21 protein-coding genes are annotated in these 22,227 nt (G+C 61.1%); 15 read left to right on the top strand and 6 right to left on the bottom strand.

The window, feature by feature from the left end; genetic code table 11:
* The first annotated feature begins 301 nt into the window (after positions 1-301).
* The 10 genes from NOM67_RS09985 to mltB all read left to right on the top strand — a co-directional run bounded on the left by NOM67_RS09985 (position 302) and on the right by mltB (position 10,003).
* Complete coding sequence (locus NOM67_RS09985; RefSeq protein WP_255936511.1) at positions 302-685, top strand: hypothetical protein; 384 nt, start codon at positions 302-304, stop codon at positions 683-685.
* Between the two features lie 45 nt (positions 686-730).
* On the top strand, positions 731-1,009 hold the full coding sequence (locus NOM67_RS09980) for a peptidylprolyl isomerase (protein ID WP_042032429.1): 279 nt from the start codon (positions 731-733) through the stop codon (positions 1,007-1,009).
* A 189-nt stretch (positions 1,010-1,198) separates the two neighbouring features.
* Positions 1,199-1,873 (top strand): DUF1499 domain-containing protein, encoded by a 675-nt coding sequence (locus tag NOM67_RS09975; RefSeq protein ID WP_071911737.1) that lies wholly within the window; start codon positions 1,199-1,201, stop codon positions 1,871-1,873.
* Positions 1,874-1,884: 11 nt separating this feature from the next.
* Positions 1,885-2,463 carry a carboxymuconolactone decarboxylase family protein gene (locus tag NOM67_RS09970; protein ID WP_255936506.1) on the top strand — a complete coding sequence of 193 codons (579 nt, stop codon included), beginning with the start codon at positions 1,885-1,887 and terminating at the stop codon, positions 2,461-2,463.
* Positions 2,463-4,631 (top strand): FAD-dependent oxidoreductase, encoded by a 2,169-nt coding sequence (locus NOM67_RS09965; RefSeq protein ID WP_255936503.1) that lies wholly within the window; start codon positions 2,463-2,465, stop codon positions 4,629-4,631. The genes NOM67_RS09970 and NOM67_RS09965 overlap by 1 nt, the downstream gene beginning before the upstream one ends.
* A gap of 5 nt (positions 4,632-4,636) precedes the next feature.
* A complete protein-coding gene (locus NOM67_RS09960; RefSeq protein WP_255936500.1) occupies positions 4,637-5,821 on the top strand; it encodes an ABC transporter substrate-binding protein in 1,185 nt (394 codons plus the stop codon).
* A complete protein-coding gene (locus tag NOM67_RS09955) occupies positions 5,821-7,497 on the top strand; it encodes an ABC transporter permease (protein WP_255936497.1) in 1,677 nt (558 codons plus the stop codon). Before NOM67_RS09960 ends, NOM67_RS09955 begins: the two co-directional genes overlap by 1 nt.
* 23 nt (positions 7,498-7,520) lie before the next feature.
* A complete protein-coding gene (locus tag NOM67_RS09950; protein WP_255936539.1) occupies positions 7,521-8,159 on the top strand; it encodes an ATP-binding cassette domain-containing protein in 639 nt (212 codons plus the stop codon).
* Between the two features lie 14 nt (positions 8,160-8,173).
* Positions 8,174-8,788 (top strand): CDP-alcohol phosphatidyltransferase family protein, encoded by a 615-nt coding sequence (locus NOM67_RS09945; protein ID WP_139395199.1) that lies wholly within the window; start codon positions 8,174-8,176, stop codon positions 8,786-8,788.
* 132 nt (positions 8,789-8,920) lie between these two features.
* Positions 8,921-10,003 (top strand): lytic murein transglycosylase B, encoded by a 1,083-nt coding sequence (gene mltB / locus NOM67_RS09940; protein WP_042032420.1) that lies wholly within the window; start codon positions 8,921-8,923, stop codon positions 10,001-10,003.
* Positions 10,004-10,092: 89 nt separating this feature from the next.
* On the opposite strand, the gene pgm is transcribed toward mltB, so the two are convergent.
* Both pgm and seqA read right to left on the bottom strand, forming a co-directional pair.
* A complete protein-coding gene (gene pgm / locus NOM67_RS09935; RefSeq protein WP_106843191.1) occupies positions 10,093-11,742 on the bottom strand; it encodes a phosphoglucomutase (alpha-D-glucose-1,6-bisphosphate-dependent) in 1,650 nt (549 codons plus the stop codon).
* 58 nt (positions 11,743-11,800) lie between these two features.
* The gene (gene seqA, locus NOM67_RS09930; protein ID WP_071911750.1) at positions 11,801-12,316 is read right to left on the bottom strand and encodes a replication initiation negative regulator SeqA; all 516 of its coding nucleotides are present in this window, start codon (positions 12,314-12,316) and stop codon (positions 11,801-11,803) included.
* A 292-nt stretch (positions 12,317-12,608) separates the two neighbouring features.
* On the opposite strand from seqA, the gene NOM67_RS09925 reads away from it, so the two are divergent.
* Genes NOM67_RS09925 through fldA form a run of 4 tightly spaced genes read left to right on the top strand, consistent with a single transcriptional unit; the run spans position 12,609 to position 14,530 of the window.
* Positions 12,609-13,373, top strand: a complete 765-nt coding sequence (locus NOM67_RS09925) for an alpha/beta fold hydrolase (RefSeq protein WP_255936538.1) — start codon at positions 12,609-12,611, stop codon at positions 13,371-13,373.
* 55 nt (positions 13,374-13,428) lie between these two features.
* Entirely contained in the window at positions 13,429-13,650 is a 222-nt protein-coding gene (locus NOM67_RS09920) for a DUF2788 domain-containing protein (protein ID WP_005334296.1), read from the top strand.
* Between the two features lie 19 nt (positions 13,651-13,669).
* Positions 13,670-13,966, top strand: coding sequence for a LexA regulated protein (gene ybfE, locus NOM67_RS09915; RefSeq protein WP_005334297.1), 297 nt, complete (start codon positions 13,670-13,672; stop codon positions 13,964-13,966).
* 39 nt (positions 13,967-14,005) lie between these two features.
* Complete coding sequence (fldA, locus tag NOM67_RS09910; protein ID WP_255936485.1) at positions 14,006-14,530, top strand: flavodoxin FldA; 525 nt, start codon at positions 14,006-14,008, stop codon at positions 14,528-14,530.
* Positions 14,531-14,599: 69 nt separating this feature from the next.
* Here fldA and NOM67_RS09905 read toward each other — a convergent pair whose 3' ends face one another.
* Complete coding sequence (locus NOM67_RS09905) at positions 14,600-15,073, bottom strand: DUF4442 domain-containing protein (protein ID WP_033113452.1); 474 nt, start codon at positions 15,071-15,073, stop codon at positions 14,600-14,602.
* 243 nt (positions 15,074-15,316) lie between these two features.
* Here NOM67_RS09905 and fur point away from each other — a divergent pair, with 243 nt between their 5' ends.
* Complete coding sequence (gene fur, locus NOM67_RS09900; protein ID WP_033113453.1) at positions 15,317-15,745, top strand: ferric iron uptake transcriptional regulator; 429 nt, start codon at positions 15,317-15,319, stop codon at positions 15,743-15,745.
* A 115-nt stretch (positions 15,746-15,860) separates the two neighbouring features.
* On the opposite strand, the gene glnS is transcribed toward fur, so the two are convergent.
* The 3 genes from glnS to nagE all read right to left on the bottom strand — a co-directional run bounded on the left by glnS (position 15,861) and on the right by nagE (position 22,130).
* Complete coding sequence (gene glnS / locus NOM67_RS09895; RefSeq protein ID WP_042032417.1) at positions 15,861-17,522, bottom strand: glutamine--tRNA ligase; 1,662 nt, start codon at positions 17,520-17,522, stop codon at positions 15,861-15,863.
* A 343-nt stretch (positions 17,523-17,865) separates the two neighbouring features.
* Entirely contained in the window at positions 17,866-20,529 is a 2,664-nt protein-coding gene (locus NOM67_RS09890) for a beta-N-acetylhexosaminidase (protein WP_255936479.1), read from the bottom strand.
* Between the two features lie 122 nt (positions 20,530-20,651).
* Entirely contained in the window at positions 20,652-22,130 is a 1,479-nt protein-coding gene (nagE, locus tag NOM67_RS09885; protein ID WP_043851328.1) for an N-acetylglucosamine-specific PTS transporter subunit IIBC, read from the bottom strand.
* Positions 22,131-22,227 lie beyond the last annotated feature (97 nt).

The raw sequence follows: 22,227 nt of genomic DNA, 5'->3' as shown, positions 1-22,227 counted from the left end.
CGGGTTAAAAAACGCCGACCCCAGCCTTCATTTCACCCCAATGCCGCGCTTACCAGTTCCACATACCCGCTACGTCCGGATTCCCGCCAGCAATGGAACGTAAAACAACATGCGACAGGGTTTGTCGGCAGCCGGGTTCCATAGCGCGCTTTTGCGGCAGAATCTCGTCGAATGGGTGTGCCCCGGAGCACACAACCCATTTCGGTTAAGAAATGCTCGTTCAGGGCAATCGAATTATCCCGCTCCCCTTGTCGCCCCCCCTGCCCCACACTTGAAGTCAGCAATTTAAAGGAGACACATCATGCATGCACGTAGCGAACAGATGGCTGACTATATTGCCGATCGTCTCGAGTTCATTACCTTTCTCGCCTGTTGCAGCGCCCTGCTGGCCCTGCTGACCGGCATGAGTGGCCAGCAGGCGCTGGCCTTTACCGCCCTCAACCTGCCGTTTGGCCTCGGGATCCTGCTAGCCATGGCTCTGCTGGCACCGCTGCCCGCTTACTGGCGCCTGCCGGGGATCACCCTGCTGCTGGCAGCCGGCGCCCTGATGACCCTGCAACTGGGCGGCAAGTGGCTCAATCCGCTGGCCATCTGGAGCCTCTACGCCCTGCTCGGGCTGGAGATAATCTGGCAGGCACGGCCCAAAGCTGCACTGGCGGCTGACGGACGCGGCCAATTGAGGTAACCTTGCGCCCCCGATTTGCCAACCCCAATACCCGAGGAGCGCCCGATGAAAAAAGCCTGTGCCCAGCACATTCTGGTCAAGACCGAAAAACAGTGTCTGGAGATCAAGGAGAAGATCGAAAAGGGCGCCGACTTCGGCCAGATGGCCAAGCGCTTCTCCACCTGTGCCTCTGCCAAACGCTGCGGCGATTTGGGGGAGTTCAACAAAGGGGATATGGTCAAGCCCTTTGACGATGCGGTATTCAAGGGCGAGCTGCTCAAGGTACTGGGGCCAGTGCGCACCAAGTTCGGCTTCCACCTTATCAAGGTGCTCTATCGCAACTGATCAATCCCGTCAGCGCGACCCAATCCCCTTCCAGCGAGGCCCGTTTGCAACGGGCCTCGCGCTGTTTTACCGTCTCCCTTGACTCATGGGCCAAAAGCCCCCTGAGCCCATACGAATTTACTAACGTTATCAGGCTATTAAGTTTATTCTTCTCGGCACGTTCCGCACTTCGAGGATGGATCCCGCGCTATGCCCAGCTTATACAGGTGGCCACTGCTGGCCTGGTTGCTCCCTTTGGCAGGGGCTCTTGGCAGCCGCTTTCATCTCTGGCCCTGGTGGCTCGGGTTTACCCTCTGCCTGCTTGGCGCCATCATCTCTCTGGTGTTGCTGGTGCGCCTGCCCTGGTGCCGCAGCCGACACGCCAATGGCTGGGGCGCCGTGCCGCTGCTGTTGCCTCTGGCCTTTGTGGTACAGGCGCTGCGCGTACCGCTGGTCAACGATGTCAGTACGGATCCTTACAACCCACCCCTGTTGCGCTGGGCCAGCGAGCTCAGAACGGCGCAGGATCTGCCGATTAATCCGGCTCCGTTGAAAGCATTTGAGGGTAAACCCGGTCCTCTCTATACCAAGGCCTCCCCGGCCGAGGTGATCACCGAGGCCCACGCCCTGATGGAGCAGCTCGGCTGGCAGGTGCGGCCAAGCCCTGATGGCCTCGATGCGGTGGCCACCACCGGCTGGTTCGGTTTTCAGGATGATGTGGCGCTGCGAGTCTTTGTCGGCCCCAGCGAAACCCGCATCGACATGCGCTCAGCCTCCCGTCAGGGCCAGAGCGACCTGGGTACCAACCGGGCACGGATCGAAGATTTTCTGATCCGCCTCAACGAGCGGCTGGGTCAGGCCTACAAACCCAATTTGAAGCAATAAGAAGGTCATCAATGCGCGTCGAGGTGAAACCCGATCGGGAATATGCCTGGTTTATCCGCCCCTTTTTCTGGCTGCAACAGCGCAACTACGGTCAGGTGCTGATTCCGGGCAAGTGCTGGGGCCGATCGCCACGCCTGTTTGCCGCCGTCGCCACCCTCTATGGCGTCATCAACCGCAAGCGCTCTCCCATCGATCCCGTGCTGCGCTCTCTGGTGACGGTGCGGGTCTCCCAGCTCAACTGGTGCCGCTTTTGCGTCGACATCAATGCCATGACCCTCATCAAGCGCGCAGGCTCCAGCGAGAAGGTGGAGGCGCTCGCCAACTGGCGCGAAAGCCCGCTGTTCGACGAGCGGGAGCGGGCCGTGCTCGACTACACCGAGGCGATGACTGGCCTCGATGGGGTCAGCGATGAGCAGGCCGCCCGTCTCAAGCCCTGGTTCGACGACGACGCCATGGTGGAACTGACCGGCCTCATCGCCTTCCAGAACATGTCGGCCAAGTTCAACGCCGCCCTCGATATCGCCCCGCAGGGATTCTGCCAACTGCCTGTGCAGCCAGTGCGTCCGCAACCGGATAGCAAGGACGCCTGATGAGAGGAGCCCGCCTGCTGCTGGTGCTGATGATGGGCTGCCTCATCGGCGCCTTTTTCGCCTTCGACCTTGGTCACTACCTGAGCCTGCCCCAGCTGCAGGCCCGTCAGGCCGAGCTGGCCGCCCTGGTCGACCGCCATTTCGTCAGCGCCACCCTGCTGTTCGTCGCCGTCTATGTGGTGAGCACAGCCCTCTCCCTGCCCGGCGCCAGCCTGCTCACTCTGGCCGGCAGCGCCGTGTTTGGCGTTGCCTGGGGGCTGCTGTTGGTCTCCTTTGCCAGCAGCATTGGCGCGACCCTGGCCTTTCTCATCGCCCGCTTTCTGCTGCGCGACTGGGTCGAGCGGCGCTTTGGTGACAAGCTGGCCAACTTGCAGGCCGGCATGCAGAAGGAAGGGGCGCTTTATCTGCTGAGCCTGCGCCTCATCCCCATCTTCCCCTTCTTTCTGGTCAACCTGCTGATGGGGCTCACCCCTATCAGAGTCAGCACCTACTACTGGGTGAGCCAGCTTGGCATGCTGCCCGGCACCTTCGTCTATGTGCTGGCAGGCAGCGAGCTTGCCAACCTCACCAGCACCGGCAATATCCTCTCCCCCGGCCTGATGGTGGCACTGACCCTGCTCGGCCTGATGCCGATGTTGCTCAAGGGCCTGCAGCGGCGTCTCGCCCTGCATCGGCTGCACGCCCCCTACCGCAAACCGACCCGCTATGACTACAACCTGCTGGTGATTGGCGCCGGGGCCGGCGGTCTTGTGACCAGCTATATCGCCGCAGCGGTGAAGGCCAAGGTGGCGCTCATCGAGAAGCACAAGATGGGCGGCGATTGCCTCAACAGCGGCTGCGTCCCCTCCAAGGCGCTGATCCGAAGTGCCCGCTTTGCCGCCGAACAGCGACGAGCCAGTGAACTGGGCTTTGGCCCAAGCCTAGCCAGCGCCGATTTCGCCGCCGTCATGGAACGGGTCGCCCGCGTCATCAAGGAGGTCGAACCCCACGACTCCATCGAGCGCTATCAGGGGCTGGGGGTGGAGTGTATCCAAGGGGAGGCAAGCCTGGTCTCCCCCTGGGAGGTGGAGGTTAACGGCCAACGCCTTGCCAGCCGTCATATCGTTATCGCCACCGGCGCCCGGCCGCTGGTGCCCAAGCTGCCGGGCCTTGAGCAGGTGCCTTGGCTCACCTCCGACACCCTCTGGCAACTGCGCACTGCGCCGCGCCAGTTGCTGGTGCTGGGCGGCGGCCCCATCGGCTGCGAGCTGGCCCAGAGTTTTGCCCTGCTTGGGGTGCCCGTGACCCTGGTAGAACTCTCGGATCAGCTGCTGCCCCGCGAAGAGCGGGAGGTGGCCGAGCTGCTGACGGAACAGCTGGCCCACGACGGCGTACGGGTGCTCACCGGCTGGCGCGCCGAGCGAGCCGACTATCTGCCTGCGGCTGAGGGGGATCTCCCCATCCGGCTGCAACTGCGCCGGGGCGACGAGATGCAAACCATTGCAGGGGATCAGCTGCTGCTGGCACTGGGTCGGGTCGCCAACGTCAGCGGCTTCGGGCTCGAAGAGCTGGGGGTGGAGCTGACCCCGCGCGGCACGGTGGCGGTTGATGATTTCCTTGCCACCAACTACCCCAGCATTCTGGCGGTGGGGGACGTAGCGGGCCCTTACCAGCTCACCCATGCCGCCGCCCATCAGGGCTGGTATGCGGCGGTCAACGCCCTGTTCAGCCCGTTCAAGCGCTTTCGGGCTGACTATCGGGTCATGCCGGCCGCCATCTACACCACGCCAGAAATCGCCCGGGTCGGCCTCAACCAGAAAGAGGCCAGGGTGCAGGGCATCCCCTTCGAGCTGACCCGCTTCGAGCTGGCCGAGCTGGACAGAGCCATCGCCGATGGCGAGCGTCAGGGCTTTATCGAGGTGCTCACCGTACCCGGCAAGGATCAGATCCTGGGTGCCACCATAGTGGGCACTCACGCCGGCGAGCGGATCGCCGAGTTCGTACTCGCCATGCGCCACCGCCTCGGCCTTGGCAAGATCCTCGCCACCATTCACGCCTACCCCACCCTTATGGAGGGGAACAAGTATCTGGCGGGCGAGTGGCGACGGGCCCGTCAGCCCGCCACCCTGCTGGCTCTGCTGACCCGTTATCACCGCTGGCGCCGCGGCGCCAGACCCAACTCCAGGTAACCCGGATGCGACACTCATTGCCCTCGTTCAAACAGCTGTTGTGCGCCCTGCCCCTGCTGGCAGGCACTCTTCTCGTCACTCAGGCCAACGCCGCCGGCAACCCGCTGTGGCAGCAGACCCTTGATGAGGCCAAAGGGCAGACCGTCTACTTCAATGCCTGGGGCGGCAGCCCGGAGATCAACGCCTATCTGGTGTGGGCCGGGCAGGAGCTGGCGCGCGACTATCAGGTCAAGCTGGTGCAGGTGAAGGTGGATGACATAGCCCAGAGCGTCAGCCAGCTGCTGGCCAACAAGCAGGCGGGCAAGCAAACTGGCGGCCCCATCGACCTGCTCTGGGTCAACGGCGAGAACTTCAAGGCGCTCAAGGAGCAGGGGCTGCTCGGAGCCCCCTTTACCTGGGAGCTCCCCAACATGGTGCTGGTAGACAACAGCCTGCCGGTGAGTGAGGACTTCACCCTGCCGGTGGACGGGCTGGAAGCCCCCTGGGGCATAGGCCAGCTCAATCTGATGGTCGACACCGAAGAGGTCACCAGCCCCCCCACCTCGGCTGCAGCCCTGCTTGCGTGGGCCAAGGCCCACCCCGGCCGCTTCACCTATCCCAAGCCGCCCCAGTTTCACGGCTCCAGCTTTCTCAAGCAGATCTTGCTGGAGCTGACGCCGGATCCCGCCCCTCTCTATCGGGAGGCGACCGATGCCGAGTTCATCAGGGTCACAGCTCCACTCTGGGCCTGGCTCGATGAGCTGCACCCGGCACTCTGGCGCAAGGGCAAGCTGTTTCCGGCCAGCGCCGCCGAAACCCGCCAGCTGCTCGATGATGGCGAGCTGGCGATGGCCATCAGCTTCAACCCGCAGGAGGCGCAGAGCGCCGCCCAGATTGGCGCCCTGCCCCCCAGCGTCGAGGCGGTCGCCATGGCAAAGGGGTCGCTCACCAACAGCCATTTTCTCGCCATCCCCTTCAACGCCAACGCCCGCGCGGGGGCCAAGGTGGTCGCCAACTTCCTGCTAAGCCCAGCCGCTCAGGCGCGCAAGGCTGATCCGGCGTACTGGGGTGATCCCAGCGTGCTGCGCAGCGATGCCCTGCCGGACTCCGCCAAGGGACAACCGGCTCTGCGCTTCAAGGCCGTGGCAGAGCCCCACCCCAGCTGGCAGCTCAAGCTCGAAGCCGCCTGGGCCGAGCGCTACGGCCACTGATGAGCCGGTTTGGCTACGCTCCCCTCGGTTGGCGCCCCCTGTTCACCGCAGGGTGTGCTCTGGTTTTTGGCCTTCCATTGCTGGCGGGGGGTTGGCTGCTGCAGGCTGAGGGGCTGACCCAACCCCATCTGCAATTGCTGCTGGCCCAACCGGGCCTGTGGCACTCGGCACTGCTGAGCCTGTGGATTGGCGCCGCCTCGACCCTCACCAGCCTGCTGCTGACCGCCCTGCTGCTGGCCCACAGTGACAGCCGGGCCTTCGGCTGGCTGCGTCGGTTGCTCTCGCCCTTGCTGGCGCTGCCCCACGTCGCCTTTGCCATCGGCTTTGCCTTTCTGCTCGCCCCCTCCGGCTGGTTGCTGCGCCTGCTCTCGCCGACCCTCACCGGGTTTGAACTGCCCCCCGACTGGCAAACCCTGCGCGATCCCGCCGGGCTTGGGCTCATTCTCGCCTTGACCCTCAAGGAGACCCCCTTCCTGCTGCTGATGGCGCTCGGTGTGCAAGACCCCGCCAGGGTGGCGCGCCAGCAGTGGCTGGGGGCGAGTCTGGGTTTCAGTGCCCCACAGATCTGGTGGCGCCTGCTGCTGCCGGCGCTCTGGCCAGCCCTGCGTCTGCCCCTCTACGCGGTGGCCGCCTACGGGGTAGCCGTAGTGGATCTGGCCCAGCTGCTCGGGCCCGATCTCCCCGCCCCGCTGGCCGTGCGCCTGTGGCTCTGGTATCAGGATCCTGATCTTCTCTGGCGCGGCGCCACAGCCAGCGGCGCTCTGCTGCTGCTCGCCATTACGGCGCTGCTGCTGGCCCTGCTGCGGCTGCTGGAGCTGGCCCATCGAACCTTTGGCAAACCCGGCTGGCTCGATGGCAGACGTTCAAAACCAAGCGCTCTTGGCCGCACCCTTGCCACGGGTAGCGTGGTGACCCTGTGCGCCATCAATCTTGCGGTATTGGGGGCGCAGCTGATCTGGTCGCTGGCCCGGCGCTGGCCTTTTCCCGCCCTCTGGCCGAGCCAGTGGAGCGGCCGTTATTGGCTCGACCTGCTGCCGACCCTGTCGCCGCTGCTGGCCACCAGCATCCTGCTGGCGCTGGCGAGCGGTGCTATTGCGCTGGCGATGGCGGTGCTGAGTCTGGAGGCACAGGCGCGCCGCCGCCCCTGGCCGCTCTGGCTCATCTGCCTGCCACTGCTGCTGCCGCAGGCCAGCCTGCTGTTCGGCATCCGGCTCGGGGTGGACTGGTTCAGTCTCGGATGGGGGGGCGATGGCATCGGCTGGGGCTGGGTGCTCTGGAGCCAGCTGCTGTTTGTCTCTCCCTATGTCTATCTCTGCCTGCACGGCCCCTATCGCCAGTTCGACCCGCGGATCACCCAGAGCGCCCTGCTGCTTGGGGCAACCCCGTGGCGAGCCTGGTGGCAGGTGAAAGGGCCGCTGCTGGCCCGTCCGCTATTGTTTGCTTTTGCGGTGGGGGCTGCAGTAAGCCTCGCCCAATACCTGCCGACCCTGCTGTTTGGCGCAGGCCGGGTGATCACCATCACCACCGAGGCAGTGGCCATCGGCAGCGGCCTCAACCGGCGGTTGGCGGGCCTCTACGGCCTGCTGCAACTGCTGCTGCCGCTCGTTATCTATCTGCTGGCGCTCTGGCTGCCGGCGCAACTCAATCCGGCGCTCAAGGGGGGCGGCTCACGATGAACAACAACCATGACAACAGCCCCATGCTGAGCACCACGCCTCTTCGCCTCTATCTGGAGGAAAACCTGCTGTTTTCGCTGCCCGCCCTGCAGGTGGCGCCGGGTGAGGTGCTGACCCTGATGGGCCCCAGCGGCTGTGGCAAGAGCTCACTGTTGGCGGCGCTGGCGGGGGTACTGCCAGCAAGCGGCCCGATCCGGCTGGAGGGGGACGTGATCCTTGGCGAGCGCCGGCTCACCCATCTGCCGCCCCAGGCGCGGCGCATCGGCATGCTGTTTCAGGATGATCTGCTGTTCGACCACCTGACGGTGGCGGAGAACCTGATGTTTGGCATGCCGGCCAGCGTGAAAGGGCACAGGGCGAGGCGAGAAAAGGCGGTGGCTACGCTGGCGCAGGTGGATCTGACAAGTCAGGCGGACAAGCTGCCGGGGGCGCTCTCAGGCGGCCAGAAGGCTCGCGTCAGCCTGTTGCGGGCCCTGCTGGCCGAGCCCGAGGCATTGTTGTTGGACGAACCCTTCTCCCGCCTCGACAAGCCGCTGCGGGCCGCCTTTCGCGAACTGGTGTTCGCGCAGATCAAGGCGCTGGCCATCCCCGCCATTCTGGTGACCCACGACGAAGAGGACGCGCCGGGCACCATACTTCAGCTCACCGAATCCCGTTTTTGACCGAGGAGTTCACCTTGTTTGACCGCCACCTGATCCCCGTTATCCGCAGCCCCCTCACCCGGCTCGCCAAACCGCTCTGCCGCGCCGGGGTCAGCGCCAACCAGATAAGCCTCACCGGCTTTGCCATCGGCATGCTGGCGCTGCCGCTGCTGGCCTTTGGCTGCTATCAGTGGGCGCTGGCGGCGATCCTGTTCAACCGGCTGCTGGACGGGCTCGACGGCGCCGTGGCGCGGGAGACCGGCATCACCGACTGCGGTGGCTTTCTCGACATCACGCTGGATTTCATCTTCTACGCCGCCGTGGTGCTGGGCTTTGCCCTCGCCGCCCCCGCCAATGCGCTGCCCGCCGCCACCCTGCTGTTTGCCTTTATGGGCACCGGCTCGAGCTTTCTGGCGTTTGCCATCATGGCGGGCAAGCGGGGCATCGACAATCCGGTCTACCACCACAAATCCCTCTACTATCTGGGCGGCCTCACCGAGGGGAGCGAGACCATCGCCCTGTTCGTGCTGATGTGCCTGTGGCCCGCCGCCTTCGCCCCGCTCGCCTACGGCTTTGCCCTGCTCTGCGCCATCACCACCCTGACCCGGCTCTGGAGCGGCTACCACACGCTACGTTCCCCCCGGCGCTAACCAGTGCCGCCCTCACCGGAGGGCTAATCCATCACGCGATGAATTGGCGATGGGTGCAGCGCACGGAACACTTGCGCCCGGATGACAATGTTTTACCATGGCGGCACTTTTATCAGTCTCCTTGAGAACCCTATGCGTCGCCTTGCCTCTCTTCTCACTCTGTCGTTGTTTCCTCTGCTCGGTGGCTGCAGCAGCACGCCGGCTGCCAAGCCCGTGGTCGTCCCCCAACCCAAGAGCGCCTTCATCAACCAGACGCCGTCGCGCAGCCCCGTTTACAGCCAGGGGGTGAGCAAAGGGGACTTCGCCAATCGCACCAATGTGGACAGATTCGTCCAGAAGATGGTCGAGAAGCACGGTTTTGACAGCGCCCAGCTGCATCAGGTGCTGGCGCAGGCAGAGCGCTACGACTGGATCATCCGTCTGATGGATGCCCAAGCGCCGACCACCGCCAAGCCCACCGGCCCGACCGGCGCCTGGAACCGCTACCGCGCCAAGTTCATCACCCCGGACAACGTACAGAACGGCGTCAACTTCTGGCGCGAATACGCGAGCGAACTCAATCGGGCGGAGCAGATCTACGGAGTGCCGCCCGAGATCATCGTCGGCATTATCGGGGTCGAGACCCGCTGGGGCCGGGTGATGGGCAAGACCCGCATTCTGGATGCGCTGGCCACCCTGGCGTTTGATTACCCGCGCAGAGCCGAGTTCTTCACCAGCGAACTGGAAGCCTTCTTGGTGATGACCCGCGATGAGGGGATGGATCCCACCGAACCCAAGGGCTCCTACGCCGGTGCCATGGGCTACGGCCAGTTCATGCCCTCCAGCTTCCAGCGCTATGCGGTGGATTTTGACGGCAACGGCCACACCAACCTGTGGGATCCGGTGGATGCCATCGGCAGCGTCGCCAACTACTTCAAGGCCCACGGCTGGGAGAAGGGGCAACCGGTGGCGGTGCGTGGTCAGGGCCAGCTGCCCGGCTATGAGCACGGCTTCCAGACCCGCTACCCGGTGGCTTCCCTGCGTCGCGCCGGGCTGACCCCCACCAGCAGCCTTGGCAACCACAGCGAGGCGAGCCTGCTGCGCCTCGATGTCGGCACCGGCTACCAATACTGGTACGGTCTGCCCAACTTCTACGCCATCACCCGCTACAACCACAGCACCCACTACGCCATGGCGGTGTGGCAGCTGGGGCTGGCGGTGAAGGCGGCGCGCTGACAAACCGCGATCAGCAGATAAAAAAGGAGCCTTAACGGCTCCTTTTTTATATCAATTACTTTATTTATTCACGGCAGATTGACCGGAAATCAGACCCCGGCCTTGGCTAGTGCCGCGGAGACGATCTGCTGGGCCTCCTGCTGGATGAGGTCGAGGTGCGCGTCGCCCTTGAAACTCTCCATGTAGATCTTGTAGATAGACTCGGTGCCGGAGGGGCGCGCCGCGAACCAGCCGTTCTCGGTCACCACCTTGAGGCCACCAATGGCGGCATCGTTGCCCGGCGCCTTGGTCAGCTTGGCGATGATGGGCTCACCGGCCAGAGTGGAGGCTTCCACCAGCGCCGGATCCAGCTTGGAGAGCACCGCCTTCTGGGCACTGTTGGCCGGGGCGTCGATACGGCGGTAGCTGGAGCGGCCAAATTTGGCTTCCAGTGCGTCGTAATGAGCCTGCGGATCCTTGCCGGTGACCGCCAGAATTTCCGCCGCCAGCAGCGCCAGAATGAAACCATCCTTGTCGGTGGTCCAGACGGTGCCATCTTTGCGCAGGAAAGAGGCGCCCGCGCTCTCCTCGCCACCAAAGCCGAACTCGCCGCTGTAGAGGCCATCCACGAACCACTTGAAGCCGACCGGAACCTCTTTCAGAGTACGGCCAATCTCGCCGGCAACCCGGTCGATCATGGAGGAAGAGACCAGCGTCTTGCCGACGGCTGCATCCGCAGACCAGCCGGTGCGATGGGTAAACAGATACTGGATTGCCACCGCCAGATAGTGGTTCGGGTTCATCAGGCCAGACTTGGTAACGATACCGTGACGGTCGTAGTCAGGGTCGTTGCCAAGGGCGATGTCGAACTTGTCCTTGAGGGCGATCAGGCTGGCCATGGCGAACGGGCTGGAGCAGTCCATCCGGATCTTGCCGTCTTTATCCAGGGTCATGAAGGAGAAGGTCGGGTCGACCTTGTAGTTCACCACCTCGATATTCAGGCCATAGGTCTTGGCGATGACGTCCCAGTAGGCGACGCCGGAGCCACCCAGCGGGTCGACACCGATCTTGATGCCCGCATTCTTGATGGCATCCATGTCCAGCACGTTCTTCAGATCATCCACATAGGGGGTGACATAGTCGTGCAAGGCCACGAACGGGCTCTTGAGCGCCTCGGCGAACGGCATCCGTTTCACGCCGGCCAGACCCGCCTCCAGAATGGCGTTGGCACGGTCCTCGACCCACTTGGTGATCTCCCCTTCAGCGGGGCCACCATGGGGCGGGTTGTACTTGAAGCCACCATCTTCCGGCGGGTTGTGGGACGGGGTGATCACCACGCCGTCGGCACGGGCAGCCGGTTTGCCGGCATTGTGGCGCAGGATGGCGTGAGAGATGACCGGGGTCGGGGTAAAACCGAGGCCGGCCTGAATGCGGGTTTCAACGCCGTTGGCCGCCAGCACTTCGACGGCGCTGGCAAAGGCGGATTCGGACAGAGCGTGAGTATCCATGCCGACAAACAGCGGGCCAGTGATGCCGGCCTGCTGGCGATACTCTACCAGGGCCTGGGTCACCGCCAGAATATGGGATTCGGTAAAGGCGCTGTGCAGGGCGCTGCCGCGGTGGCCGGAGGTACCGAAGGCAACTCGCTGCTCGGGGCGGCTCATGTCCGGCTTGTTGAGGTAGTAGGCGCTGACCAGACGGGGAATGTTGGTCAGGTCGCTTAAACGGGCCGGCTGACCGGCGTGGGAATGCTGAGCCATGGCGTTTTCCTTGCGTAATGGCGGCCTTGCCTAGCAAGGCCTGAGTCTTGAAAAACCGTTAGATTGCGCCGCACACCTGCGCAATCACCTCGTCGCCGTAGCCCATGCTGCTCATCAGCTGGGCCACCATGTTCTGCTTGCGACTGGTATTGGTGTTGGTGATCACCCAGAACGGGGTTTCCGGTACCGGCTTGGGCTTGGTGGTGCTGCCACTGGCGCGCAGAGCCTCGGGATCCCGCGAGAAATAGACGCGCTTGCGCCCCTTGATTTCGGTGGCCTGGGTAAACCCGACCGGATCATCCCGGTAGAGGGTACTCAGCACCTGCATGAAACGGTTGATGGACTTCTCTTCCTGCTGCAACTCGCCTGAGTCGAGCAGGGCTTGCAGCCCCTGCGGCGCGGCAACGGCACGGTGTGGTGCCGCCAAGGCTGGCTCGGCAACGGCGGCTGACGCTGCCCCCTGAGCAGGCTGTTCCAGCAGACGGCGCAGGATGTCGGAGGCACTCTCACCGATGTGCCGGGTCTGGCTGGCGATATAGAAGTAGAGATCGTCATCAAGCTCGATGGTTTTCATAGGGATGCGCTGGACTCGTCGAAATTCGGATGCGGCGATTATACATAGGCAAACCCGACAGCCCAAGGGAGGGGCTGGCAGATGTACATGAATCTCATCGAGAATACGGCATAATAGCGGCCCAAGTGTGTGATCGGCCGCACTGATAGCCGATCTGAACGGGATTTTTTAGAAAAAAAACCACACAAATTTCCCCTTCATCACACGAAATCCTTTTCTTTCCAGTGCGTTAAATCATATCGGCAACGCACTCATGACCGAACAAGGTGTCATTTTGCAACAAAAGAGCGTAGTGAACTTCAAAGAGCAGGGTCAGGGTCCGGCCGTCATTCTGATCCACGGGCTGTTCGGCAGCCTCGATAACCTGGGCCTGCTGGCCCGCGCCCTCGGCGAGCACTATCGGGTCATCAGCGTCGATCTGCGCAACCACGGCACCTCGTTTCGCAGCGACGACATGAGCTATCCGGCGCAGGCCGCCGACATACTCGCGCTGATGGATCACCTTGGGCTGGATCAGGCGGCGCTAGTCGGCCACTCCATGGGAGGCAAGGTCGGGATGCAGCTTGCCAAGCTGGCGCCCGCGCGGGTGAGCCGGCTGGTGGTGGCCGACATGGCGCCGGTCGCCTATCCCCACTCCCGCCACCAGAATGTGTTCGCCGGCCTCAACGCCACTCTGGCGGCACAGCCCCAGAGCCGCAGCGATGCAGAGCGCATTCTGGCCGAACATATCGAGATCGCCGGGGTGCGCCAGTTTCTGCTCAAATCCTTCGCCAAAGGTGACGATGGCTGGCAGTGGCGCTTCAATGTGCCTGCTCTTGAGGAGCACTACGCCAACATCATGGGCTGGCCCGAGGATGAGCGCCGCTTCGAGGGGCCAGTGCTCTTTATCAAGGGGGGGGATTCCGATTACATGCAGCCGCAATACAGCGAGGCGGCACTGGCCCAATTCCCGGCAGCAAAGGTGCGCGTCATCGCCGGAACCGGCCACTGGCTGCATGCGGAAAAACCGATGTTGTTCAACAAACTGGTTGTGGATTTCCTGTCCACAGGCGGTTAACAGTTCCAAATCCTTTGTGATATAGTGCGCCCGTCATAAGGAGTGTGCGCAATCCATGCTAAGTGAACATATCGACCTGATCGAAAGTTTGGGCCTCAAGTTATTCTTTGTGGCCATTTTCATATTGATTGGCCTGGCCATTCAGGACGTTCTCAAACGCGGCAACGTGCCCCGTTTCGGTCGTTTCATCGTCTGGTTGGTACTGTTTCTGGGTTGTGCAGGTTTTGTCGCCAAGGGGCTGATCGAACTGGGCTGGGAAGGCTCAGGACTAGGCTAACAATTTTCATCTGTGATGTATGGCCAAACAGCAAACTGATCGAACAACACTGGATCTGTTCGCAAACGAGAAGCGCCCCGGCAGGCCAAAGACCAACCCACTCCCCCGCGAGACCCAACTCAAGATCAACAAGCGTAACCAGCTTAAGCGCGATCGGGAGAATGGGCTGAAGCGGGTAGAGTTAAAGGTGGAGGCCGAGTTGCTGGAGCGCCTGAACCAACTTGCGTTGCAACAGAACATCAGCCGAGCCGAGCTGATCCAATCTATCCTGAAGCAACAGATTGAGTCCGCCTTTGCGGTGGATATTGCAGTCTGAGCGTCAAGCATTAACACCAAATACGGGTAACTAAACACTATGGCAAGTGTAGGTCTGTTTTTTGGCAGCGATACCGGTAACACCGAAGCTGTCGCCAAGATGATCCAGAAAGAGCTGGGCAAAAATCTGATTGAAGTCCGTGACATCGCCAAGAGCAGCAAGGCCGACATCGAGAGCTTCGATCTGCTGATGTTCGGCATCCCGACCTGGTACTACGGCGAAGCACAGGCCGACTGGGACGACTTCTTCCCCGATCTGGGCGAAATCGACTTCACCAACAAGCTGGTTGCTATCTTCGGTTGTGGCGATCAGGAAGACTACGCCGAGTACTTCCTCGACGCCATGGGTACCCTGCGCGACATCGTTGAAGCCAAAGGCGCCATCATCATCGGTCACTGGCCGACTGCCGGTTACGAATTCGAAGCCTCCAAGGCGCTGGTAGATGACAAGCATTTCGTCGGTCTGGGCATCGACGAAGATCGTCAGCCTGAATTGACCGCTGAGCGCGTCAAAGGCTGGTGCAAGCAGCTGCACGAAGAGATGTGCCTGGGCGAGCTGGAGTAATCTCCTCCCCCTGCTTGAAGCAACAAGGGCCCCGTCGGGGCCCTTGTTCTATCTGCAATTTGCGCTCGTTCACTCTCCCCTGTGCTCGGGCTTGGCCCGTACATAGAGGGTGCGCTTGACCTGCGCCACCAGCTCCCCCTGACCGTCCTGCACCGTCACCTCGAATTCGGGAAAGTACTTGATACCCCCCTCGGTCGCCGCCACGATTTCGGCCAGCTTGCCGTCGCTCAGGTTGAATTCCGCCACCAGCTTGCCCTTGCCCGGTTTGATGTAGTTGATGCTGCCCGCCTTGTCCCAGACGTAATAACGGTTCTTGAAGTAGCCCATCAGCATCAGCGGATAGATGGGATCTGTCATGGCAAACATGCTGCCGCCAAACTGGGTGCGGTTGGCATTCTTGTTCCACCAGCGGGATTTGAGGGTGACCCGGCAGTAGCGAAAATCATCGCTCAGGGTCTCTATCTTGATGCCGGCGCCCCAGAAAGGGGGCCAGGCATTGAGGGCGCGGCGCACCCAGGCCGCGTTGTCAAAAAGCCAATCCATGGATCTCATCCGACCAGACATGTGAAAGTTACATCTTATCAACATCTGCCATCCCGGCAAGTCGATCAAGGTGATTGATTATTTCAATCCAGACCCGGATGAGTGGCTAAACCCTTTGAATTTGCGGGTTTATTTTTAGGGAGGCTACGACCTATAATGACAGGCCAAGCGAGTTGAAGGTTGCCATTCCCGCGGCAGTCCATCAGAATAAACCCCACCTTCGAGAATGCGAATAAGTAGAATATGGCAGACAACAACCAAGCGTTAAAAAAGGCCGGGCTCAAGATCACCTTGCCCCGGGTCAAGATCCTGGAAATCCTGCAACAGCCGGACTGCCAACACACCAGTGCCGAAGATCTCTATAAACGCCTGATCGATCTGGGTGAAGAGATTGGCCTCGCCACCGTCTACCGCGTTCTCAACCAGTTTGACGATGCCGGTATCGTGACCCGCCATCACTTCGAAGGGGGCAAGTCGGTATTCGAACTGGCGACTCAGGAGCACCACGACCATCTGGTTTGCCTGGACTGCGGCAAGGTGATCGAGTTCTCCGACGAGGTGATTGAGCAGCGCCAGAGCGAGATCGCCAAAAAGCACAATATCCGTCTCACCAACCACAGTCTCTACCTCTACGGTCACTGTGCCAGCGGTGAGTGCAAGCACGACGACTAAGTCGGCTGCAACATCAGATCACGGACAATAAAAAAGCCAGCATCAGCTGGCTTTTTTATTGTCCGAAACAGGATAGAAGCACAACGGAGGGCAGAGTCTCCCCTGCCCCACGGTATCAGCCTTCTACCTTGCCCCAGGAGTCGCGCAGGGCAACAGTGCGGTTGAATACCAGATGCTCCGGGCTGGAGAGCTTGTTGTCGGCGCAGAAGTAGCCTTCGCGCTCGAACTGGTAAGCCTGCTCCGGCTTGGCGTTCTTCAGGGAGGCCTCGACACGGGCACCCTCGATGATCACCAGGGATTCCGGGTTCAGGGCCGCTTCGAAGTCCTCTTCGGCGCCCGGGTTCGGCACCTTGAACAGACGGTCATAGAGACGTACTTCTGCCGGCAGGGAGTGAGTGGCGCTGACCCAGTGGATCACCCCTTTCACCTTGCGGCCATCGGCCGGATCCTTGCCCAGGGTCTCGGGGTCGTAGCTGCAGTAGATGCAGGTAACCTTGCCGTCGGCATCCTTCTCGATGCGCTCGGCCTTGATGACGTAGGCATTGCGCAGACGCACTTCCTTGCCCAGCACCAGACGCTTGAACTGCTTGTTCGCCTCTTCTTTGAAGTCCGCTTCGTCGATAAAGATCTCGCGGGTAAAGTTCAGCTCGCGAGTACCCATCTCGGCGTTGCTCGGGTGAGCCGGGGCGGTCAGCACTTCATCGGCAGCCAGGTTCTCGATCACCACCTTCACCGGGTGCAGCACGGCCATGGCGCGCGGCGCATTCTCGTTGAGGTCTTCACGGATGCAGGCTTCCAGCATGCTCATCTCGACGATGTTGTCCTGCTTGGTCACGCCGATGCGCTTGCAGAACTCGCGGATGGAGGCCGGAGTGTACCCACGACGACGCAGACCGGAGACGGTCAGCATGCGCGGGTCGTCCCAGCCATCGACGTGCTTCTCGGTCACCAGCAGGTTCAGCTTGCGCTTGGACATGACGGTGTATTCGAGGTTCAGACGAGAGAACTCGTACTGACGCGGGTGGCAGTCGATGGTGATGTTGTCCAGCACCCAGTCGTACAGACGACGGTTGTCCTGGAACTCCAGAGTACAGATGGAGTGGGTGATCCCTTCCAGGGCGTCCGAGATGCAGTGAGTGAAGTCATACATCGGGTAGATGCACCACTTGTCACCGGTCTGGTGGTGGTGGGCAAACTTGATGCGATAGATAACCGGATCGCGCATCACCATGAAGGGAGAAGCCATGTCGATCTTGGCGCGCAGGCAGACGGAGCCCTCGGCAAACTCGCCGTTCTTCATCTTCTCGAACAGGGCCAGGTTCTCTGCCACGCTGCGGTCACGGAACGGGCTGTTCTTGCCCGGCTCGGTCAGGGTGCCGCGGTACTCGCGCATCTGCTCGGGGGAGAGCTCGTCCACATAGGCCAGACCCTTTTCGATCAGTTCAACGGCGTAGCCGTGCAGCTTGTCGAAATAGTCGGAGGAGTAGCAGATCTCGCCGTTCCACTGGAAGCCGAGCCACTGCACGTCCTGCTTGATGGACTCAACGTACTCGATATCTTCCTTCGCCGGGTTGGTATCGTCAAAGCGCAGGTTGCACTGGCCCTGATAGTCGCGGGCGATGCCGAAGTTCAGGCAGATGGATTTGGCGTGGCCGATATGGAGATAACCGTTCGGCTCGGGCGGAAAACGGGTATGCACGCTGCTGTGCTTACCGCTGGCCAGATCTTCATCAATGATCTGACGAATAAAGTTAGTTGGGCTGTTCGCCTGACTCATGGCTCACCTCAAAAAAGCGTCACTGGCGGAAGTTGTGCCGGCTGGCACCCTCATCCCCCCGCCGTCAAGCCGGATATGATCCCTCATTACGCGCCCTGCCTCAACCTGAATTTGGCAGTTCCGGGCTATTGGCGTGCTAAAAAGCGGGTCAAAGCAGCCTCGTCATGCCGGATGTATAAAAAAGCCCCGCACTGGGCGGGGCTGAAAGTGATGAAAAACAAAACAGACAATACACACACAACAAAGGCTCACACGCACAGTCAACCTTTCCCAAATCCGATAGACCATCGCCCTTGGGAAAGGCGGGTCTTGCGACCCACCTTGCGTTACGACATCTGTACTATCAGTTCAGCTCGGTGACGCGGCTGGTGCGCTTGCCATCGAAGCTGGTGGTACGCAGGTAGACCTTGCCATCCACGGTCGGCTTGGCGGCAGCGTCGTAGGCGCTCCAGCTCTTGCCATCCAGGCTGTACTGGATAGGCAGGCCCGGCAGATCCACGTTCGCTTCCAGCACACCGTTCACCACTTTGGCACCCGGTACGGAGAGGCGGTATTCAACACCGGCCTGATCCAGTTTCGGCAGGACGCGCTGACCCAGCACGTTGGCGAACTGGTTCCACTCTTTGTTCAGAGTGGCCTTGTTGACATGCTTGGTCTCGCCGGAGAACTCGCGACCTTTCACATAGTTCAGCTCGAAGCCACCCTTGTGCCATGCGCGCTCGGCCATGGAGAAGATACGCGGGTAAACCATGTACTCGTACTGAGCGTCGGTACGTACGGTTTCACTCCACTGCTGACCGGAGATCCCCTTGAACTTGACCGGATCCTGGTCACCCTTGGCCACGAAGGCGTTGCCATCGCGGTCAACCGAGGTCTCGGCGTTCTGCGGCAGGTTTTCCGGGGCGAAGGCGAACACCTTGCGGGTGTCGTTGAAACGGGTTGCCCAGTAGTAGCCACGCTCAGCCGGGTGCACCTCGTTCGGGAAGTCGAAGTAGAGGTAATCCGGGTTGGAGAGGACCACTTCGTAACCCTTGTGTGCCCACTTCATCGCTTCGTTGAAGCCACCCCAGTAGAGGGTTTCCCAGAAGTTGACACGGGTGTTGTCGGTGGCGAAGTCCTTGGCGCTGTTGGCGTACTTCAGACCATCTTCCCACGCCTGCAGGGTGGAGAAGCCGTGGCCCTTGACCATCTCGCCCACTTCCTTGGCGAAGTAAACCGGCAGCTCGGCTACGTCCTTGATCTTGCCATCGTCGATCATCTTCTGGCACATCGGGGACTTGCCAAACGGCTTGTCCTGCTTGCTGGAGTCGACGTTGCCTTTCCATGCCACCAGCTCTTCTTTCTTGGTGACAGCCGGATCCTGATAACCACCGCCCTGCATGATGTTCTTCGCTTCGTCACCACCGTAGTGCCATGCGGTCAGCGGCTGGCCGGCGGCCTGGTGCATCTGGGCAACTTCATCCATTACCTTGGCCACGAAGGTGGCAGCACCCGGCTGGCAAGGGTTGATGAAGGACATCTTGTCGTAGAACTGGACTGAGGTAACGTTGGAGGTATCAGCCGGGTCAGTCAGGCGGAACTGGTTGGCTTCGGCTTCTTTGCCCTCAGCCATCAGACGCTTGTAACGCGCTTCCATGGAGACCACGGCGGCACGGGCGTGGGCCGGCATGTTGATCTCGGGGATGACGGTCACACCGCGCGCTCTGGCATAACGCACCAGGTCGATATAGTCGGACTTGCTGTAGAAGCCGGAGCCCTGGTTGTCGCTGGTCGGGCCGGAGCCCAGTTGCGGCAGCAGGCACTTGGTTTCGGAGAGATCGTGGCAACGCTGGCTACCGACCTGAGTCAGCTCCGGCAGGCCCGGGATCTCGAGACGCCAGCCTTCATCGTTGGTCAGGCCCAGGTGCAGCACGTTGAGCTTCATGGCAGACATCTGGTCAACCAGCTTCTTCATGGTGTCCAGGCTGCGGAAGTGACGAGCCACGTCGGTCTGCATACCACGGTATTCAAAGCGCGGCGCATCTTCAACGGTCATCTGGCTAACCAGCTTGTCGTTGACCCCCAGGAGGGAGATCAGGGACTGAGCACCCCAGTAGGCGCCTTCGATGTCGTGACCCTGGATAACAGTGCCTTTCTTGCCGATGGTCATGTCATAACCTTCGGCCTGCTTGAGCTTGCTGCCCAGCTTGATGGTGACCGGGTAGCCGGTGTCGGAGAGGGTAACGCCCAGCTTGGTCAGTTGTGCTTTCAGGGCTTCGGCGCGATCGCTCGGCAGATCCAGGGCATTGAGCTTGATGGTAGAGAAGTCAACCTGCGGGCCAGCCTTGACCACCTGCTTCATCGGGGTCGGCAGGATCTGGTTGTCGACCTTGCCAGCCGGCAGCAGGGTGCTGGTCTGGTTGGCAGCGAAACGGGTCTCGCTGTTCATCAGGATGTTCTTGTCATCCTTGATGCGCTTCCAGCCATCAGCCGGCATCGGCTTCTCGTAGGTGGTGGCATCATCGATGTTGCTCATGCTGGCCAGCACTTTCGGCTCGGCACCTTCGCTGGCGACATACCAGTTCGGCATGATGTCAGATTCGAACAGTACCCAATACTCGACCACCAGCGGTACTTCGACGGTGGCATCCTTGGCGAACCCCTGGAACTTCTCGGTTGGCGTCAAACGATAGAGGTCGCCGGTCAGGTGAGTGATGGTGAACTGGTCGTTGTCCACACGCTGGATGCGGCGGATGGAGGAGACATAGATGCTCCAATCCTTGGAGGTGACGTCAGCACCGGTGTTGGTCAGGTGCAGCTTGGCAACGCCACAGCTCGCCCACTCGGAGCCCAGCGCCTGGCAATCGAGACCGGCACCGGCGCCATCGTTGGTGACCACTTCATACTTGACCACCAGGTTGTTGGCGAGGGAGTCGACCACGGCTTGCTTGGCGGCATCGGCTGCCTGGACCTGGCTGACGAAAACGGTAGACATGGCAATGGCTAACAGAGAATGTTTCAAGTTCATAACTGCTGCTCTCATTTGAAGTAAAGGTTGGATTTTCTTGGCTTTTTTTATATGGGGCCCCGAGGCGGGGCCCTTAGTTATGTCAACAATGGACTTAGACTTGAGGTGAGCGAGTCGCTCGATTAACGCAGGGCTTTCATCTCACCGGCGATGATTTCGGCCAATGGGCCCAGAATCACCTGCAGGTTCTGCTCACCGAGCTTGACCACACCGGCCGCACCCAGGGCTTTCAGCTTGCGCTCATCGACGATGCTGCGGTCTTTCAGGGTCAGACGCAGACGGGTGATGCAGGCATCGATGGTAACCAGGTTGTCCTGACCGCCCAACACTTCCAGATACTGCTTGGCCAGCTCGGTACGGTTGGTGGACTGGGCAGCAGCCGGAGCAGCAGCTTCATCATCTTCACGACCCGGAGTTTTCAGGTTCAGCTTGGCAATGACTACGCGGAACACTGTGTAGTAGAGGCCGAAGAAGACCAGACCCTGAGGGATCAGCATGTACCAGTTGGTTGCCAGCGGGTTGCGGCTGGAGAGCACCATATCCACCAGACCGGCACTGAAACCGAAACCGGCCATCCAGTGCATGGAGGCAGCGATGAACACGGAGATACCGGTCAGCACGGCGTGGATGACATACAGTACCGGAGCTACGAACATGAAGGAGAATTCGAGCGGCTCGGTTACACCGGTGAAGAAGGAGGCAAAGGCAGCAGCGATCATGATGGACGCAACTTTCTCTTTGTTCTCTTTCTTGGCGGAGTGGTAGATGGCCAGAGCGGCACCCGGCAGACCGAACATCATGATGGGGAAGAAGCCAGCCTGGTACATACCGACCACGCCTTTCACCTGATCCAGGCTCTTGCCAGCGGCCAGAGCGGCATCGATGGTAGCCTGACCACCCAGGAAGTTCGGGATGTCGTTGATACCGGCCACGTTGAACCAGAACACGGAGTTCAGGGCGTGGTGCAGACCAATCGGGATCAGCAGACGGTTGAAGAAGGCGTAGATACCGGCGCCGGTGGAGCCCAGGCTCACGATGGACTCACCGAAGGAGACCAGACCACCGTAGATTGCCGGCCATACTGCCATCAGGATGAAAGATACGACGATCATCACGACGGAGGTTACGATCGGTACCAGACGACGACCGGAGAAGAAGGAGAGTGCCTTGTGCAGTTCTACACTGCTGAAGCGGTTGTACAGCTCAGCGGCGATAACACCACACAGGATACCCACGAACTGGTTGCTGATCTTGGCAAACGCGGCAGGAACCTGCTCCACCGGGATGCTCTTGATCTGGGCCACAGCGCCCGGGCTCAGCAGGGTGGTAACGACCAGGAAGCCGACCAGACCGGCCAGCGCGGCAGAACCGTCTTTATCCTTGGACATACCGTAAGCAACACCGACTGCGAACAGTACGGACATGTTATCGATAATGGCTGCGCCCGCTTTAATCAGGAAGGCGGCCAACGCGCTCTCACCACCCCAACCATTCGGGTCAATCCAGTAGCCAACCCCCATCAGGATCGCGGCGGCAGGCAATACCGCTACCGGCACCATCAGGGCACGGCCGATCTTTTGCAAATAACCGAGAATGTTCACGGTTCCTCTCCTTAGTTAATGTTTTTCTAGAAATTAAGTGCTTATCACGTTTGACGCATAAGCCATCAAGGCTTGATTTGCAGTCTAGGGCTTTTAT

The sequence above is a fragment of the Aeromonas sp. SG16 genome, assembly GCF_024436135.1.
GTDB classification, from domain to species: Bacteria; Pseudomonadota; Gammaproteobacteria; order Enterobacterales; family Aeromonadaceae; genus Aeromonas; species Aeromonas jandaei.
Note: the sequence above shows the minus strand (reverse complement) of the source record. Positions and strands in the feature narration are given on the sequence as shown.

Excerpts from the sequence above, each read along its gene's own strand:
- NOM67_RS09985 (WP_255936511.1), top strand. The coding sequence starts at position 302 with ATGCATGCACGTAGCGAACAGATGGCTGACTATATTGCCGATCGTCTC.
- NOM67_RS09980 (WP_042032429.1), top strand. The coding sequence starts at position 731 with ATGAAAAAAGCCTGTGCCCAGCACATTCTGGTCAAGACCGAAAAACAG.
- NOM67_RS09975 (WP_071911737.1), top strand. The coding sequence starts at position 1,199 with ATGCCCAGCTTATACAGGTGGCCACTGCTGGCCTGGTTGCTCCCTTTG.
- NOM67_RS09970 (WP_255936506.1), top strand. The coding sequence starts at position 1,885 with ATGCGCGTCGAGGTGAAACCCGATCGGGAATATGCCTGGTTTATCCGC.
- NOM67_RS09965 (WP_255936503.1), top strand. The coding sequence starts at position 2,463 with ATGAGAGGAGCCCGCCTGCTGCTGGTGCTGATGATGGGCTGCCTCATC.
- NOM67_RS09960 (WP_255936500.1), top strand. The coding sequence starts at position 4,637 with ATGCGACACTCATTGCCCTCGTTCAAACAGCTGTTGTGCGCCCTGCCC.
- NOM67_RS09955 (WP_255936497.1), top strand. The coding sequence starts at position 5,821 with ATGAGCCGGTTTGGCTACGCTCCCCTCGGTTGGCGCCCCCTGTTCACC.
- NOM67_RS09950 (WP_255936539.1), top strand. The coding sequence starts at position 7,521 with ATGCTGAGCACCACGCCTCTTCGCCTCTATCTGGAGGAAAACCTGCTG.
- mltB (WP_042032420.1), top strand. The coding sequence starts at position 8,921 with ATGCGTCGCCTTGCCTCTCTTCTCACTCTGTCGTTGTTTCCTCTGCTC.
- pgm (WP_106843191.1), bottom strand. The coding sequence starts at position 11,742 with ATGGCTCAGCATTCCCACGCCGGTCAGCCGGCCCGTTTAAGCGACCTG.
- seqA (WP_071911750.1), bottom strand. The coding sequence starts at position 12,316 with ATGAAAACCATCGAGCTTGATGACGATCTCTACTTCTATATCGCCAGC.
- NOM67_RS09920 (WP_005334296.1), top strand. The coding sequence starts at position 13,429 with ATGCTAAGTGAACATATCGACCTGATCGAAAGTTTGGGCCTCAAGTTA.
- ybfE (WP_005334297.1), top strand. The coding sequence starts at position 13,670 with ATGGCCAAACAGCAAACTGATCGAACAACACTGGATCTGTTCGCAAAC.
- fldA (WP_255936485.1), top strand. The coding sequence starts at position 14,006 with ATGGCAAGTGTAGGTCTGTTTTTTGGCAGCGATACCGGTAACACCGAA.
- NOM67_RS09905 (WP_033113452.1), bottom strand. The coding sequence starts at position 15,073 with ATGGATTGGCTTTTTGACAACGCGGCCTGGGTGCGCCGCGCCCTCAAT.
- fur (WP_033113453.1), top strand. The coding sequence starts at position 15,317 with ATGGCAGACAACAACCAAGCGTTAAAAAAGGCCGGGCTCAAGATCACC.
- glnS (WP_042032417.1), bottom strand. The coding sequence starts at position 17,522 with ATGAGTCAGGCGAACAGCCCAACTAACTTTATTCGTCAGATCATTGAT.
- NOM67_RS09890 (WP_255936479.1), bottom strand. The coding sequence starts at position 20,529 with ATGAACTTGAAACATTCTCTGTTAGCCATTGCCATGTCTACCGTTTTC.